General features: G+C 34.9%; 14 protein-coding genes and 2 other annotated features. All 14 genes read right to left on the reverse strand.

The genetic code is table 11. The features are described 5' to 3' along the window. Positions 1-72 precede the first annotated feature (72 nt). Positions 73-198, reverse strand: a sequence feature (ribosomal protein L20 leader region). Positions 199-337: 139 nt separating this feature from the next. Further along, on the reverse strand, positions 338-2,278 hold the full coding sequence (gene thrS, locus HNQ35_RS04385) for a threonine--tRNA ligase (RefSeq protein WP_146937730.1): 1,941 nt from the start codon (positions 2,276-2,278) through the stop codon (positions 338-340). Between the two features lie 57 nt (positions 2,279-2,335). Beyond that, positions 2,336-2,564 (reverse strand) — a binding site (T-box leader). A 47-nt stretch (positions 2,565-2,611) separates the two neighbouring features. After that, positions 2,612-3,430, reverse strand: coding sequence for a sporulation protein YtxC (ytxC, locus tag HNQ35_RS04390; protein ID WP_170226661.1), 819 nt, complete (start codon positions 3,428-3,430; stop codon positions 2,612-2,614). A gap of 124 nt (positions 3,431-3,554) precedes the next feature. After that, positions 3,555-4,481, reverse strand: a complete 927-nt coding sequence (gene dnaI, locus HNQ35_RS04395) for a primosomal protein DnaI (RefSeq protein ID WP_146937735.1) — start codon at positions 4,479-4,481, stop codon at positions 3,555-3,557. A 27-nt stretch (positions 4,482-4,508) separates the two neighbouring features. Further along, on the reverse strand, positions 4,509-5,870 hold the full coding sequence (locus HNQ35_RS04400; RefSeq protein WP_146937737.1) for a replication initiation and membrane attachment family protein: 1,362 nt from the start codon (positions 5,868-5,870) through the stop codon (positions 4,509-4,511). A gap of 32 nt (positions 5,871-5,902) precedes the next feature. Next, positions 5,903-6,367 carry a transcriptional regulator NrdR gene (gene nrdR, locus HNQ35_RS04405; protein ID WP_146937739.1) on the reverse strand — a complete coding sequence of 155 codons (465 nt, stop codon included), beginning with the start codon at positions 6,365-6,367 and terminating at the stop codon, positions 5,903-5,905. 566 nt (positions 6,368-6,933) lie between these two features. Next, on the reverse strand, positions 6,934-7,944 hold the full coding sequence (locus HNQ35_RS04410; protein ID WP_146937741.1) for a glyceraldehyde-3-phosphate dehydrogenase: 1,011 nt from the start codon (positions 7,942-7,944) through the stop codon (positions 6,934-6,936). A 242-nt stretch (positions 7,945-8,186) separates the two neighbouring features. Beyond that, on the reverse strand, positions 8,187-8,786 hold the full coding sequence (gene coaE / locus HNQ35_RS04415; RefSeq protein WP_146937743.1) for a dephospho-CoA kinase: 600 nt from the start codon (positions 8,784-8,786) through the stop codon (positions 8,187-8,189). A gap of 21 nt (positions 8,787-8,807) precedes the next feature. Beyond that, positions 8,808-9,638: a DNA-formamidopyrimidine glycosylase gene (gene mutM, locus HNQ35_RS04420; RefSeq protein ID WP_146937745.1), complete on the reverse strand. Its 831-nt coding sequence runs from the start codon at positions 9,636-9,638 to the stop codon at positions 8,808-8,810. 12 nt (positions 9,639-9,650) lie between these two features. After that, positions 9,651-12,284, reverse strand: a complete 2,634-nt coding sequence (polA, locus tag HNQ35_RS04425; protein ID WP_146937747.1) for a DNA polymerase I — start codon at positions 12,282-12,284, stop codon at positions 9,651-9,653. A gap of 107 nt (positions 12,285-12,391) precedes the next feature. After that, positions 12,392-13,768 carry a two-component system histidine kinase PnpS gene (gene pnpS, locus HNQ35_RS04430; protein WP_146937749.1) on the reverse strand — a complete coding sequence of 459 codons (1,377 nt, stop codon included), beginning with the start codon at positions 13,766-13,768 and terminating at the stop codon, positions 12,392-12,394. Further along, positions 13,765-14,463: a response regulator transcription factor gene (locus HNQ35_RS04435; protein WP_146937751.1), complete on the reverse strand. Its 699-nt coding sequence runs from the start codon at positions 14,461-14,463 to the stop codon at positions 13,765-13,767. The genes pnpS and HNQ35_RS04435 overlap by 4 nt, the downstream gene beginning before the upstream one ends. Positions 14,464-14,669: 206 nt before the next feature. Further along, positions 14,670-15,608: a malate dehydrogenase gene (gene mdh / locus HNQ35_RS04440; RefSeq protein ID WP_146937753.1), complete on the reverse strand. Its 939-nt coding sequence runs from the start codon at positions 15,606-15,608 to the stop codon at positions 14,670-14,672. A 27-nt stretch (positions 15,609-15,635) separates the two neighbouring features. After that, positions 15,636-16,910 carry an NADP-dependent isocitrate dehydrogenase gene (gene icd, locus HNQ35_RS04445; RefSeq protein WP_146937755.1) on the reverse strand — a complete coding sequence of 425 codons (1,275 nt, stop codon included), beginning with the start codon at positions 16,908-16,910 and terminating at the stop codon, positions 15,636-15,638. A gap of 122 nt (positions 16,911-17,032) precedes the next feature. After that, positions 17,033-18,151, reverse strand: coding sequence for a citrate synthase (gene citZ / locus HNQ35_RS04450; protein WP_146937756.1), 1,119 nt, complete (start codon positions 18,149-18,151; stop codon positions 17,033-17,035). Positions 18,152-18,193: the final 42 nt, after the last annotated feature.

The following is an 18,193-nucleotide window of genomic DNA, read 5'->3' on the forward strand; positions in this document are numbered from 1 at the left end:
TTTTTAAAAAAATGCTGATCTGTTCGACAAGTGAAAGTCCAGGACGATCTTCATTACAATTGTTAATCATTCTAACATAAAAAAGTGTGGGCATAAAACACCCACACTTCGCCAATCATTATCATTCATAAATGAGCGTAACCAGTCAACTGCACATTGCGTTGAACAGGTGAGAAGCGGGTGCTTCTACTTGTCTCAGATCATATTTAATTATGTCAACTTATTCATTATAACACACAAATTCCCTGGATGTCAAATGCGTGTATATGAATGAATATCTATTCCATATCTTATCAGAAACCATTATGGAATACAAATAAAATGAGCATGTTAAATATTAATGTGACACTTTCTGTTCGATTTCTTTTTTAATCAATTGTTCAAATTGATCGTAACGGAGTGTTTCAGTTTTCTTTTCTCCATAACGGCGAACATTTACTGCTTGTTCTTCAATCTCTTTATCCCCTACAACAAGTGCAAATGGAACTTTTTCTGTTTGGGCTTCACGAATCTTGTAGCCAATTTTTTCATCGCGCTCATCAACTTCAACACGAATACCTTGGAAGCGTAAACGTTCACTCACATCTTTCGCATAATCTAAATGAGCAGATAATGAAACAGGAATAACTTTCACTTGTATAGGTGCGAGCCATACTGGAAAAGCTCCTTTATATTCTTCAAGTAAGAAAGCGACAAAACGTTCCATCGTAGAGACAACACCGCGGTGAATGACAACTGGACGATGTTCTTTCCCATCTTCTCCAATATAAGTTAAATCAAATTTCTCTGCAGCTTGATAATCAAGTTGAACGGTAGACAGTGTTTCATCTTTACCGAGTGCTGTTTTTACTTGTACGTCTAATTTCGGACCATAGAAAGCCGCTTCTCCTTCAGCTTCTACATAATCTAAATTCATTTCTTCCATTGTTTCTTTAAGGGCTGCTTGTGCGTAATCCCACATCTCATCATTATCAATATATTTTTCTTTATCTTCTGGGTCACGATATGAGAGTCGGAAATAATAATCATCGATACCAAAATCGTTATATACATGTTGAATAAGTGTAACGACCCTTTTGAACTCCTCTTTCACTTGATCAGGACGAGCGAAGATATGTGCATCATTTAATGTCATGCCACGGACACGTTGTAAACCAGCTAAAGCACCCGACATTTCATAACGGTGCATCAACCCTAATTCTGCAATACGAACCGGTAAGTTACGATAACTATACAATTGATTTTTATATACCATCATATGATGCGGACAGTTCATTGGACGTAAAATAAGTTCTTCATTATCCATCTTCATTGATGGGAACATATCGTCTTTATAATGGTCTAAATGTCCACTAGTTTTGTATAGTTCAGCACTTCCAAGAACTGGTGTATAAACATGGTCATAACCTAGTCTTTCCTCTAGATCAACAATATATCGCTCAATAATCCGCCGCACAGTAGCACCCTTAGGTAACCAAAGTGGTAAACCTTGTCCGACTTTTTGCGAAACAGTAAAAATCCCTAACTCTTTACCAAGCTTACGATGATCACGTTCTTTACGTTCCTCTAAGATACGTAAATGGTCTTTTAACTGATTTTGCTTTTCGAAAGCTGTACCATAAATGCGTTGTAATTGTTTATTTTTACTGTCTCCACGCCAATATGCACCAGAGATCGTTAATAATTTAAAGGCTTTTATTTTACCGGTTGATGGAACGTGAACACCACGACATAAATCAACAAAGTCATCTTGTTCATAAAGTGTAATCGTTTCTTCTTCTGAAATATCTTTAATCAATTCAATTTTAAGTGGATCATTTAATTCTTTAAACTTTTGAATCGCCTCTTCACGAGATACTTCAATCCGTTTGATTTCTATATTTTGATCAATAATTCGTTGCATTTCTTTTTCTATTTTAGGTAAATCTTCTGGTGTTATCGAAACATCAAGGTCCATATCATAATAAAATCCTTCTTCAATGACAGGACCAACGCCAAAATTGACGTCTTTATACAGACGTTTAATTGCATGTGCCATCAAATGTGCGGTTGAATGGCGCATAATCTCGATTCCTTCTTGATCTTTATACGTGATGATTTGAATCCGACCACCATGTGGTAGTTCCCGTCTTAAGTCGAATAATTGCTCATCAAGTCTAACTGCCAATGCTTGCTTCTTAAGTCCTGGTGAAATACTGTTAGCGATATCTTCACCTGTTGTACCTTTTGGAAATGCTTTTTCATTTCCATCTGGGAAAACAATGTTAATCTCTGACATTTTAAAACACTCCTTTTTTAAATATTAAAACAAAATAAAAACACCCCTCCCTCAAAACAAAGGGACGAGTGTATGCATCGTGGTTCCACCCTAGTTCTCGTTATGAACATATTGTTCACAACGACTTCATTTTCCTTAACGTGGATTAGCGCTGTATATTACTCATATTTCATATACAGGGTTCAAAGGTGGTAATTACTTGCCAAACAGTAGAAGTTCTCAGCCTGTGACTTCTATCTCTGAACTGTTTATAAACAAATAATCATGTCCTTATCTTTACCGATAGAAATATAATTTATAAAATATTATAGCTAGTTGTCATTAAAATTGCAACTAAATTGAGAAAGGAAATTCTGATAATGGTAAAAACATCACTTTTTCTTGGAATACATTAATAACAGTCATTGTTTTCGGCTCGGAAGGATCTTCACCATAGATATATATTTTATTTGGTGCAATTGCAATTAAAGGAGCTAAATTCATTTCATTACCATCTAAGCCGACAATATATAGAGGTTCTTGCTTCATAATTTGAATTAAATCTTTTGATGTCAGACGTTCTCCATCAGAACTAAAAAACGAAAACGGATCACCTTGTAGAACATGAACACATTTATCACCCGTTTTTTTGCGATTCATATATTCACGTAACGTATGTATAAAAGCCTGGTGCTCTTCCTCGCGTTTATAATCATCAATAGCAAGTCCGACAATTTGTTCCAGTAGATATTTTAAATGTGTAAAACGAAATTGTATAACAGAATGGAAATGAAGCGCATTATTTTCATTAATCTGCTCTAAAAAAATATCTTCTAACCAATCGATTAACCGTTTATTTTTCAATAAGATTTCATCATCTAATAACATCGTTTCTGAGAGATGAGTCATACGTTTTAATTCTTCATCATTTGTATAATAATACGTATGACGTAGAATCTTTTTAAGATAGTCTGTTAAATGGTATGTTATAAAGACATGAGCAAGTGCTTTTGCAACCGCCGTTTTCATCTCATCTGTTAATATACGGACATATAAACGATTCCCCCAATCTTTATTTGTTTCCCATTGTACATGAATTTCGTTTGTTAAATGATACAATCGATCACAAAAATAGGTCACTTCTTCATTCTTTTTAAAATAAATTTCTAACAAGCACATCACCCTCATTATTATCCAAACTGTTACATTATATGGATGGGCAATGTAAAAAATGTATTAACTTCTTTTAAAAGAGGACTTAAAAAATAAAAGCGTCTGATCATTCATCAGACGCCTTCTATTCGCGACGGTTCTTTCCATATACAGGAACTTCTCGACTTACTTGTTTGATTCGTTCAATTATTCTTCCGGCCTTCACAGTTTCTACACCACTTCTTGTCGTGGCAAGCATCGTCTCTAATTGATCTAAACTATAATTGGATGTAAAGAAAACTGGGCGTTTTTCCATCATGCGAAACTGTAAAATCGATCCAAGGATTTCATCACGAAACCATGCTGACTGTAATTCCGCTCCAATATCATCTAGCATAAGAACATCCGCTTTTTTAAAAATGTCTATTTTTTTATTTACTGAGTCATCTTTTAGTGATGCGCGCATTTCACGAACAAGTTCTGGCATATATATAAGTGTTGAAGAAATATTAAAATTCTTTAATGTATTGGCTAATGCACCTAAGAAATACGTCTTACCGACTCCGAATGGTCCATGGAAATAAATGCCCTTCTCTGGTATACCATCTTTCACCTGTCTAATAAAACGGTGCAATTCTAAAACAGCTTGTCCACGTTCAGAATCATTATCTATGTCTTCAATCGATGCTTCTAAAATATCTTTTGGCATATATAGACTTTGAATGAGTTTCGTTTTTTCACGCTCACGCTCATACTCTATGAGATACTGACACTTTTTATACGAGAGATGAATATCACGATCAACTACTTCTAGTACAGGAGAATAACCTTTTATCATATTTCGACATGAATGAAGTGAATGGCAGTTTTGACAGTTTCTACACTGACTTCTATATTCATATAATTTCATCAAGTTTCTTTCTATGTCGCTTGAAGTTAATTCAGGGTGATTCATTAAAAACGTCTCAATGTTCGAATCATTTAATACATCTTGTTTAAGCTTTGAATAATGTTCTTGAAAATTCTTATTCGTTTTAAGCCATTTTTTTAAAGTTGATTGGACTGGTTTCATCGTCTCTCCCTCGCTTAGTTATTAAAATTAATTCTTAGCGTGTCTTTTAATAAAATCTGCCATTTTCTCTTTTTCTTTTTGGACATCAATTACTGGTTTTGACTTCGGTTGTTTTGCTTCTTGATTTTGTTGCCTATTTTTGAACCAATCAGGTATAACATCAGCTGATTTCGGATGTTTATTGTAGTACGAAGTGGTTTGTTTGTTTGAACGCCGTTTATCAAATTGTTTTTGTTGCTTCTTAGCAAAAGCCATCGCTTCTTTAGCTGTTTTTAAATTAGCACGTGACCAGTGACTAGCAATTGTTTCCATGTATTTTCTTGACAGCCGCATATCTGATTGTAATAAGACGTAATGAATCAATACGTTCATAACCGGAGCTGGTAAACCTTGTGATAGCATAATATCACGCACTATCGTCAAATCCTGTTCTGAAGCTTTATGACCATTCGATAAATCAGCTAATAATTGTTGTGGAGAAATTGTTTCTAAAATTTGGATAAGTTTTTCTTCTTTTGTTCTTGGTTGCTTTGTTTGTGATTCGGCTTGATGTTTGTCTAAACTAATTTGTTTAGGTTTAACTGATTCAAATGTTTGATACTTCTTATTCATCATAAATGTATCATGACAAGCTTGTTTAAACTCCTCAATATTTATTGTATGATCTTCTGTAACAGCCCATAAAACACATTTTTCAATTTCGTGATTCGCAAGGTCATACAATATTTTCATTTGGCTAATGATACGTCGATTTGTAGCCGTTAATACGCGTTCAGGTGGTATCATTTGTTTCTTTAAAACATGGGCAAGCCAATTGAAATCTATCTCTTGTATGTTTGGTCCGAGCTGTTTAATATGATCTGTTTGTTTAAGTTGGATTGGGCCGTTAGTGAAACGAACTCCTTTAAACACCGTCTCAAATGAAGCTGTTATGTCCTTTCCTTGTTCTGAGTCTCCATTTATAAAACGATCCTGTAATTGATGATAACGATATGTTCCAATTTGATGATATAAGAGCTGTGAAAGCATCGCATCTTGGAAAAATTGCTTTGGTGAAAAGGGGCCGATTAAGCCATAGCTAAAGCCTGAAAAAGTTTCCTCGTCTATTTCATATGTGTTCATAAGACCAATTGCTTCTAATTTTAATCGTGCTTCATATATTTCATCTAAAGGCAGTCCCATACAACTCATAAGCTGGTGATGAGTTGTGAATTCAGTTTGCGAAAAGATTGTAGCATCATGTAAAAGCGTTTGATATAACATAACAGCATGAATGCCTATTATTGGTTGATATAAATGGGTTAATGAAATGGTATAATCTACAGGTAAATGACCTTTAATCGTCACTTTATATCCATCATTTGGTAAAATCTTGCCAATGAAATTCATTTTCATAACCCTTTCTTGATGTAAATGATCAATTATTTCTCTTTATCAGCATCAATTAATTCTTTTAATTCGTTCATAAACACAGTAATATCTTTAAACTGGCGATAAACAGAGGCGAAGCGAACATAAGCGACTTCATCAACTTGTGCAAGTTGCTCCATAACTTTTTCACCAATTTCTTTACTATTAACTTCAGCCGTGTTTTTATTACGAAGTTCCTTCTCTATTTGATGCACCATATTTTCAATAGTTTCTACTGAGACTGGGCGCTTTTCACAGGCTTTCATAATACCACGTGTAAGCTTTTCACGATTAAATTCCTGACGTGCCCCATCTTTCTTTACAACCATTAAGGGAACCTTTTCAGTTCTTTCAAAGGTAGTAAAGCGATAGCCACACGCATCACATTCTCTCCTACGACGAATGGAACGTCCATCTTCAATTGGACGTGAATCTAGAACTTTTGAATTTTTGTTTTGGCATGTTGGACATCTCATTTTGTTCGCTCCCAATTGCGTTAGATTTCATTTATATTCTCGTTCATTATCATTTTCGGTAATCTTTTATCTAGTATATGATAAAATGATTTTATTAGCTTTGTACTGAATCCGAAATCAAATGGTAAAACTGTCTCTATTGTAACTGTAAAATCAATTGCCGTTTAAAAGGTTTTACCATAACAACTGAAGCAACCACAAATGCCTTCTTACCTTTATCATTAATTCCCCACGTTCTCTAGTGATGGCGATGGCATGAATGGTAACTTCACATGTTTGTCGAAATATTTGTATTAAAACATTAAAAGCTTCTTTTGCTGTTGTTTTATAATAGCGCGTTTTAAGCTCATCTAGCTCATGTTGATCATGTGTTTCAGAATGCTTTGAAAAAAATTCATAAAAGGCATATAAATCTCACCATATTTTCTATCAAAATAACTGATACTCTAACCATTCTAACATGTTTTTCAATTTCAATAAAGAATCGAAAGTTCATTTTGTTCTTTAAAAATGCAAAAGAGTTGTTTGACTTATGTCAAAACAACTCTCTTTTTATAGCTTATATACTATTTCGCTAATGATTTGCCTACGTATTTCGTTAAATCAATGACACGGCTTGAATAACCCCACTCATTATCATACCATGCTAATACTTTCACCTTATGATCATCCATTACCATTGTTGAGAGACCATCAACGATAGCTGATGATTCAGTTGTTGTAAAATCAATAGAAACAAGTGGTTCTTCCGTATATTCCATAATCCCTTTTAATTGTTCTTTTGCTGCTAGTTTGAAAGCATCATTTATTTCATCCACTGTGACAGGCTTTTCTACATCAACGACTAAGTCCACCAATGAAACATTCGGGGTTGGAACACGTAAAGCCATACCGTGAAGTTTACCTTTTAAATGTGGTAAAACCTCTCCTAATGCTTTAGCTGCACCTGTTGATGTTGGAATAATAGATTGTGTGCAACCACGTGCGCGACGTAAATCTTTATGTGGATTATCTAAGTTTTTCTGATCGTTTGTAAACGCATGAACAGTTGTCATCAGTCCATTTTTAATTTTAAAATGATCATCCAGCACCTTCACAACTGGCGCTAAACAGTTTGTAGTACATGACGCATTAGATATAACTGTGTCTGTTTCTTCATATGTTTCATGATTAACACCCATAACAATTGTTCGATCAACTTCTTTGCCTGGTGCTGTAATAACGACTTTCTTAGCACCTGCTTTTAAATGTAGACCCGCAGATTCTTTTGTTCTAAATGCGCCTGTCGCTTCAACTACAACATCTATCTGAAGCTCTTCCCATGGCAATTCTTCTGGATTTCTAGAGCTAACTAGTTTAACGGATTGACCATCTACTTCTATTCCATCGTCAGTCGCTTTAACTTCGCCATCAAAAGTACCGTGGACACTATCGTATTTTACTAAGTGTGCTAATGTTTCAGCTGGATAACTAGCATTTACTGCGACTACTTCTAACTGTTCATCTTTCATTGCTTGTCGGAAAACCATACGCCCGATGCGACCGAAACCATTTATCGCAATACGGATCTTGTTCATCTGTATTCCTCCTGTATATGTCATACTTTATTTGTTAAAAACCAATAATAGTATAACATATTACATTTAAAAATGTGACTCTTTATATAGAATCTATGAAAAGAGTCTTCCCTAATAGATAAAGTGAGGCATTTTACTATCGTTATTCGTTAAAATCAAAGTTTATATTCATAGAAAGAAACATTTCTCATCACAACTCATAGCGGGCTATAAATTAATCTTAAGAATCAGGACATTGATTATTAAATGATTCCCCATTCTTTTAGAAGTCGTTCTAGTTGAACAAATGATTCATGTTTTGAACCATTATTATCGATAATGACATCCGCCAACTTTGCTTTTTCTTTTAAAGAAAGCTGTGAATTAATCCGTTGTTTAGCTTCAATTTCCGTAAAATGATCACGTTTCATTAGACGTTCTAATTGTACAGACTCATCAACATAAACAAGAACTGTTCGATCTACCAAATGTTGTAATTTATTTTCAAATAATAATGGTATATCTAAGACAACACATTTTTCACCAGCTTTAATATAAGCATCTCTTTTTTCTATCATACGTTTTCGAATAGCAGGATGGACAATTGCATTTAGTTTATTAAGCTTTTCTTTATTAGCAAAAACAACTTCGCCTAATTTTTTACGATCAATCGTACGGTCTTTACGTAACATATCTTCGCCAAATGTTTCCACAATCTCTTTATATGCAGGTTCATCTGGCTCTACAACTTGACGTGCTATTTTATCTGCATCAATAACAGGAATATTGAATTCATCAAACATTAAAGATACTGTACTTTTCCCACTAGCAATACTGCCAGTTAATCCGATTACACAAGTCATCGTATCCTTCCTTTTCTGTTTTTAATCTTGTTTTTGACAAAACGGACAGATATGAGTTCCTCGACCCGCCACTTTCATTTTTTCTATGACCGAACCACATGCTTGACAAGATTCTCCTTCTCTTCCATAGACAAATAAACGTTGTTGAAACATCCCTATATCACCTTGACTGTTAACGTAAGAACGAATCGTTGTCCCACCTAACTTAATGGCATCTGTTAAAACAGAAATTGCCGCATCTTTAATATGTTTTATTTCACGCTTCGTCAATTGGTGTGCCCGTTTCATCGGATGAACGCGAGCTTTGAACAATGTTTCGTCCACATAAATATTACCGAGTCCAGCTACAATGGTTTGATCAAGTAATGCTGCTTTAATATGTCGTGACGTCTTCTCTAATTTATTATGAAAATACGTCAATGTAAACTCAGCATCAAATGGATCTGGTCCAAGTTGATTCAGTGGTTTTTGTTTTAACTCTTGACCTTTTGGAATGAGATGCATCGTACCAAATTTCCGTACATCGTTATATCTTAGTTCTTGTCCATCCGTAAACGAGAAAATAATATGGGTATGTTTCTTAGTTGGTTCAGTATGTTGAAAAACGTTATATTTTCCTTCCATTCTTAAATGAGATACTAACATATAGTCATCTAATTCAAATAGAAGAAATTTTCCTTTTCTATGGATATCATAAATCGTCTGGCCTTGCAAAAGATATTTAAATTGTTCCGCGTCATCTGGTTGTTTAATGATATTTGGCCAATAAACAAAGACTTTCTCTATCGTTTTATGAATAATCAAGTGCTTCAAAGTGTTTTTAATTGTTTCAACTTCTGGTAATTCTGGCATACATCATTCCCCTTACTTCGCATCAAACCAGCTTTTCCCGTATGAATAATCTACCTTTAACGGCACATTTAGTGAAACAGCATTTTCCATACAATCTGTGACAAGCTCAATTAATTGCTTGACTTCTTCTTCTGGTGCTTCTAATATGAGCTCGTCATGGACTTGGAGTAATAGCCTAGCGTTTAATTGATGTTTCTTTAATTGTTCATCTAAATCAATCATTGCCTTTTTAATAATATCGGCTGCACTTCCTTGGATCGGTGTATTAATAGCCGTTCGTTCCGCGAAACTTCTCAAGTTAAAGTTTCGACTTGTAATATCAGGTAAATAGCGTCGCCTTTGCATGATTGTCGTCACATAACCTTTGTGCTTTGCTTCCTGAACGATATCTTTCATATATTGTTTGACACCTGGATAGATTTCAAAGTACGTGTCAATAAACTTCTTTGCCTCTTTTCGCGTTATCCCTAAATTTTGCGATAATCCATAATCACTAATCCCGTAAACAATACCAAAATTGACTGTTTTTGCTTGTCTTCTCATATCTGATGTGACCGATTCCTTATCTACATGAAAAACATCCATTGCTGTTTGCGTATGAATATCCATATCATCTTTAAAAGCTCTGGTAAGTCTCTCATCATTAGAAATATGTGCTAAGACACGTAATTCAATTTGTGAATAGTCGAAAGAAAAGATAACCCAATCCTTTTCAGATGGGACAAATGCTTGGCGAATTTTACGCCCTTCTTCTAAGCGAATGGGGATATTCTGTAAGTTCGGGTCAACTGAGCTTAATCGTCCTGTTTGTGTTAAAGCTTGGTTAAATCGGGTATGAATTTTTTCCGTTTCCGTATGAACAACTTTTAATAATCCTTCAATATATGTGGATTGGAGCTTTCCTAACTGACGATAAAGTACAATTTTCGGAATAATGTCATGCTTATCATACAGTTTCTCTAACACATCAATTGCTGTTGAGTAACCTGTCTTTGTTTTTTTAATGACTGGCAAGCCTAATTTTTCAAACAAAATAATACCTAGTTGTTTCGGTGAATTAAGATTAAAAGACTCTCCTGCTAACTCAATGACTTCTCTTTCAATCGTATCTAATCGCTCCTTAAGTTCAGTACCCATTTTTTCTAATCGAGCAACATCAACTTTAACACCTGTATACTCCATTTCAGCTAATATATGAGCAAGTGGCATTTCTAGATCAAATAATAGTTGATACTGTTCGTTCTCTTGTAATTGATGCGCTATCTCATCCTTTAATTCAAATAGCAATTTAACTTTACGTGCGAGATGGTCATGAAAGACATCAAGCTCTGGTATTTTTTTACTTTTACCTTTACCATACACTTCCGCATCATATTTGACTTGTTTTTTATTCATTTCATGAGCAATTTCTGGTATCGTATCATGATTCTCTGCTGGATTAAGTAAATAAGAAGCAAGTAGCATATCAAATGTGATTCCTTTTAGTTGTAGACCATTCCTTAACATTAACACAAGAGACTTCTTCGTATCAAATACTATTTTTTCTTTAGTTTCATCTTCAACCCATTCTTTAAATGCTGAACTATTCAGAGCTGTGTCGATCGAAAAAAGATAAACACCTCTCTCATTAGCTATTCCAATCCCGATAATCGGTTCTTGATGATAGTTCTCTTCTAGAATTTCTAAGAATAAAGCGTCTTTTCCCGTGAAAATATTCTGAGTAACCTCATCTAACACTTTATAGGAAATCTCTTTCCAATCATTTTCGTGATCAAGTAAGTTATCTCCATCCATCCGATTTAATAAAGATTGAAAGCCTAAATCTTTAAATAAACGTGTTACTTCGGTCGTATCATGACCAACATATGTGATATCTTTCGTCTTTATTTCAACAGGTGACTCACAATTTATCGTCACAAGCTCTTTACTCAAAAAGGCATCTTCTTTGTAAGTTATGAGATTTTCTTTTAACTTTTTTCCAGGAAGTTCGTCTATATGGGCATAAACATTTTCCAGTGTGTCATATTGTTTAAGTAATTTAGTCGCTGTCTTCTCTCCAACACCTGGCACACCAGGAATATTATCTGACTTATCTCCCATAAGTGCTTTTAAATCAATAATCTGTTCAGGCGTGACTTCTAATTTTTCTTTCATATATTGGGGTGTAAATGTTTCAATTTCACTAATTCCTTTACGAGTCATGGCAAGTGTTATATGTTCATCAACGAGCTGAAGGAGGTCTTTATCTCCAGAATATATCTTAATTTCCCAGTCTTTTGCGTCAACACCCTTAGCTAACGTACCGATGATATCATCAGCTTCATACGCTTCAAGCTCATAATGTTTAATTTGAAAGGCGTCTAACAATTCTCTTACAAGTGGAAATTGCTCAGAAAGTTCAGGTGGTGTTTTCTCTCGACCTCCTTTATAGTCTTTATATGTTTTATGACGAAAGGTTGTCTTGCCAGCATCAAATGCAACAAGCATATGACTTGGATTTTCCTCTTCTAATATACGTAATAACATCGTTGTAAAGCCATAAACTGCATTCGTATAGACGCCTTTATCATTATTCAATAGTGGCAAAGCAAAGAATGCACGGTAAACAATGCTATTACCATCAACTAAAACGAGTTTATTCTTCATCTTATATCCTCCTCGTTAATTCTACTCTTTCTATTTTATCATGGATTAAGAGAACGGGAAAATGAACGTATAAAAAGAGTGAAGTGTTCTCATCATAAGAGAACACTTCACTTATCTAGATTCTTCGGTAACATAACTGTAAATGTCGAACCTTTATTTAATTTACTTTCTACGAATACTTTTCCACCATGAAGTTCTGTAATATGTTTAACAATCGCTAACCCTAACCCAGTACCTCCTGTATCACGACTTCTAGCCTTATCTACTCGGAAAAAACGCTCAAAAATGCGATGTGTAACATCTGGAGGTATCCCTATACCTGTATCACTAATCATAACGTGGACATCTGTTTCATTTTCAATGGCTTGAATCTTTATTTTACCTTGCTCAGGTGTGTAATTAATCGCATTTGCTAACAAATTTATTAATATTTGCTTTAGCTTCTCTCGATCAGCTTTAAGATGTATTGAATCTTCAATGTATGTCTCAACTACAATATCTTTTTCTGCTATTTTTTGTTTAAATGCAGGTAGGACTTCATTAACGATTTGTAACAAATATGTATCTGAATAAGATAGAGCAAATCCTTCTTTTTCCAATTTCGATAAGGTTAGTAAATCATTAATTAAAACTTTAAGTCGTTTACTCTCATTATAAATAATTTCAGTGAATTGACGGTTAATATCTGGATTGCTTAAACCTTCGTCAAGCAATGTCTCAGCAAAACCTGTAATAGATGTAATAGGCGTTTTTAATTCATGTGAAACATTAGCGACAAAGTCTTTACGCATGACTTCAACGTTTTTAAAATCAGTAATATCATAAAAAGCTAATACGGCTCCTTTAAGGAGTTTTCGATCAGTAAATATAGGGGCACCGACAACTTCAATATAAATCTGACGTCTGTCCTTCTCAAGTGTAATTGATTTTTTCACGTTTTCTTCATATAAAAACGTTTCTTGAACGGTGCGATGAATCTCTGTCTGATGCATCACATCATAGTATAGATAGCCAACATAATCACGCTGCCTTCCACCAAACATAGAGAGAAACTTGCGATTTACGAGATGAATATATCCTTTCTCATCAATTAATACAAGTCCGCTTTCTGTGTTATCTATCACTGTTTTCAATTGATCAGCTTGCATTTGTTCATTGATGGACAGTTCACTTAAATTGCGTGCTAATTCATTAATTTTACGACTTAAATCGCCAATACTACCATTGAATGGATGATGGACACGCGCTCGATAATTCCCTTTTAATAATTCTCCCATTGTTTTAGAGGCAACTTGAACCGGTTTAATATATTTATGAAATACGTTTAATAAAATAATTAATAATATAATATATAAGATACCGAGAACCGAAACAAGAATAATATAATCTTCCACTATTAAACTTAATACAGCTCCTACTACACCTAATAAAATAAAGAGAGCAAAAGCATAAGCAAATTTTAACTTTGAAAAAGATTCATTCATTTTACGGGTTCCTCCAGCTTATATCCGATACCACGCACTGTTTTAATATATTCAGGTTTCTTCGTATCTGACTCTATTTTATCACGTAAATGGCTAATATGAACATCGACAATTCTAGTGTCACCTACAAAATCATAATTCCAAACTGCACTTAATAGCTGATCACGTGATAGCACCTTCTCCACATTTGTAGCTAAATAATGTAACAGTTCAAATTCCTTTCGTGTGAAACTAATTAACTGGTTATTTTTTTCTACTTCATAGCGCTCTGGATAAATTTTTAATTCTCCAATTTGGATCATCGCAAATTGATCCAGACTCGTTTGGCGATTCGCACGACGTAAGATCGCTTTAATTCGTGCTACGACTTCTTTCGGGCTAAAAGGCTTTGTCAAATAATCATCGGCACCTAACTCTAATCCTAACACTTTATCGATTTCATCATCCTTTGCAGTTAACATTAAAATCGGTATTTCTATTTTTTGCTGTCTCAGATGCTTACATACTTCCATTCCATCCAACCCCGGTAACATTAAATCAAGAATAATTAGATCATAATCGTCATTTTCTATCATACGTACAGCTTCGATCCCATCATAAGCTGCATCAGTTTTAAAACCAGCTTTCTCTAAATTATACGTTAGTAATGTGACAATCGATTGTTCATCGTCAACAATTAATATTTTTTTATTCACATTAACAAGCTCCTTAATAATAACAAGATGTCCAATAATCTACCTTATATTATATATCATTTCATATACATATATAACATATGTTTCTCTCTAATGTTAGATCATACATAAAATTGTTAACAAAATTTTACATAGCATTTACAATTGTCATTTATTTAACAAAAAACCCTCTGCTGTTATAACAGCAGAGAGCTTAATCATAATAATTATACGATTATATCCATTACTTTCTTAACAGATTCAGCTGATTGGTGAAGTGCTGCTTTCTCCTCATCTGTAAGATCTAGTTCAATAATTTCTTCGATTCCATTACCGCCAATAACTGTTGGTACACCTAAATAAAGGTCGGAAAAACCGTATTCACCCTCTAAATACGCAATCGCTGGTAATACACGGCGCTGATCTTTCAGAATAGCTTCTGCCATCTCTACTAGTGATGCTGCTGGAGCATAATAAGCACTACCAGTTCCTAAAAGCTCAACAATTTCTCCTCCACCTTTACGTGTTCGTTCAACAATAGCATCTAAACGTTCTTTAGATATTAGTTTTTCTAATGGAATACCACCAGCATAAGAGTAACGCGTCAATGGAACCATATCATCTCCGTGACCACCGAGAACAAATGCTGTAATATCCTTTACAGACAAGTTAAGTTCTTGCGCAATGAATGTACGGAAGCGTGCAGTATCGAGAACACCGGATTGTCCCATCACACGCTCTTTAGGAAAACCAGACTCTTTAAATACTGTATACGTCATCGCATCAACTGGGTTGGTCAATACGATAATATAACAGTCTGGTGAATATTTGACAATTTCCTGTGTAACCGACTTCATAATTTTAGCATTTGTATTCACTAAATCATCACGACTCATACCTGGTTTACGTGGAATACCCGCAGTAATAATCACAACATCAGAGTCTTTCGTATCTTCATAATTTGCTGTCCCGATAACGTTGACATCAAATCCTATAACAGGACTCGACTCTAACATATCAAGTGCTTTTCCTTTTGTCGGTTTTTCCATATTAGGTACATCAACGAGAACAATGTCAGCCAATTCTTTCTGTGCTAACAAAAGTGCAGTTGTTGCACCTGTGAATCCAGAGCCAATGACAGAAACTTTTTTTCTTTTAATACTCACGGTGATCCACCTACTTTTTGAAATAAATTAGTCCATATTCTTAATTAATTCATCACCAAACTCAGAGCATTTAACTTCTTTAGCGCCGTCCATTAAACGAGCAAAGTCATAAGTGACAACTTTTGAAGCAATTGTTTTATCCATTGCTTTGTTAATGAGATCTGCAGCTTCTTTCCACCCTAAGTGTTCAAGCATTAGAACACCTGATAGAATGACAGATGAAGGGTTTACCTTATCTAAGCCAGCATATTTAGGTGCTGTTCCATGTGTTGCTTCAAAAATCGCATGACCCGTATCATAGTTAATATTTGCCCCTGGAGCAATCCCAATTCCACCAACTTGTGCCGCTAAAGCGTCAGAAATATAGTCTCCGTTTAAGTTCATTGTGGCAACAACATCAAACTCTTTTGGACGTGTTAGAATTTGCTGCAAGAAGATATCTGCAATCGCATCTTTAATAATAATCTTTCCAGCATTTTCTGCTTCATCTTGCGCTTTATTTGCCGCATCCTTACCATCTTTTTCAGCAATGCGATCATATTCTGCCCACGTGAACACTTTATCACCAAATTCTTGTTCAGCAACTTCATAGCCCCATTCTTTAAAGGCACCTTCTGTAAATTTCATAATATTACCTTTGTGTACAAGGGTAACGTTTTTACGACCTTCATCGATAGCATACTGGATAGCTGCGCGAACAAGACGTTTTGTACCTTCTTCAGAAACTGGCTTAATACCGATTCCAGATGTTTCTGGGAAGCGAATATTCGTAACACCCATTTCATTTTGTAAGAAATCAATTACTTTTTTAACTTCGTCTGAACCTTTTTTCCACTCGATACCAGCATAGATATCTTCTGTATTTTCACGGAAAATAACCATATCTACATCTTGTGGGTTTTTAACTGGTGAAGGAACACCGTTATAATAACGTACTGGGCGTAAGCAATTATATAAGTCAAGCTCTTGACGTAAAGCAACGTTTAATGAGCGGAATCCACCACCAATTGGAGTTGTTAATGGTCCTTTAATAGCAATTAAGTATTCCTCAATCTGCTCCAATGTTTCTTTCGGGAGCCATTCTCCAGTTTTGTTAAATGCTTTTTCACCTGCATATACTTCTTTCCATACGATGCTCTTCTTACCATCATATGCTTTTTCTACCGCAGCTTCGAGCACTTTACTTGCTGCTGCCCAAATATCTGGTCCTGTTCCATCCCCTTCAATAAAAGGAATAATAGGATGATCAGGCACGTTTAGCTTTCCATTTTGTACAGTAATTTTCTCGCCTTTTTGTGTCATTATGTATCCTCCTAGTCAATATTTTACCAATACATATTCTAGCATATTATAATTATTTATGCTTTTTCATATCATTCATATATTTGTAACGAATAGCCGGTTCTACCGGCTATTCAGATTTCTTAGCCGCGCTTTTCAATTGGAACGTATGCTTGCTTTTGTGGACCAACATATTCTGCACGCGGGCGGATAAGTCGGTTGTTTTCATATTGCTCAAGAATATGGGCAATCCAACCTGACACCCGACTAACCGCAAATATTGGTGTGAAAATATCGTGATCTATACCTAAAGAGTGATAGACAGAAGCTGAATAAAAGTCTACGTTTGCTGGTAGGCCTTTTTCTTTTTTAATATATTCTTCAATTTTAACAGACATATTGTACCATTTAGGTTCACCAATTAATTCTGTTAATTGTTTAGACATTTGCTTTAGATGTTTTGCACGAGGGTCACCAGTTTTATAAACACGATGCCCCATTCCCATAATTTTCTCCTTATTATCAAGTGCTTTCTTTACATATGGGATAGCGTTTTCTTCTTCACCTATTTCGGTTAACATTTTCATTACTTGTTCATTAGCTCCCCCATGAAGCGGACCTTTTAGTGCCGAAATAGCTGCTGTTATGCCTGAATAAATATCAGAGAGTGTAGCCACACATACTCTTGCTGTAAATGTGGATGCATTTAATTCATGGTCTGCGTGAAGAACAAGTGCTTTATTAAACGCTTCTTCTTCAATCGGTTCAGGTTCCTTACCATTTAACATATATAGAAAATTAGCAGCAAAGCTCAAGCCTTTTTTCGGCTGTACTGGGTCTTGTCCTTTACGAAGACGCGAAAACGCTGCAACTACAGAAGCAATCCTTGCTTGAATACGTATGGCTTTACGCTTATTTGCTTCATTATCCATTACGTCTGCTTCTCTATCGTAAAGACCAAGAACTGATACAGCACTTCTTAATGCTGACATTGGATGCACAGATGATAAATCATATGAACGCAAATGTTCTATAACACCTTCTGGCAACGCCATATTTTCATCCAATTCTTTTTTCAAGGCATCTAATTGACTTTGTGTAGGAAGTTGTTTATTCCATAAAAGATAAATTACTTCTTCAAAGCTCGCATTTTCAGCTAAATCATCAATGGTATAACCAACATATGTGAGTTGATCATCAATAATTGAACTAATAGATGACTGGGCTGCTACAACCCCTTCGAGACCTTTTGTTGCTGTCATAATACTATCCCTCTCCTTTTTTTATGGTTAATCGTAAGTATA

Origin of the sequence: Cerasibacillus quisquiliarum, from assembly GCF_014202495.1 — a bacterium.
Lineage (GTDB): Bacteria > Bacillota > Bacilli > Bacillales > Amphibacillaceae > Cerasibacillus > Cerasibacillus quisquiliarum.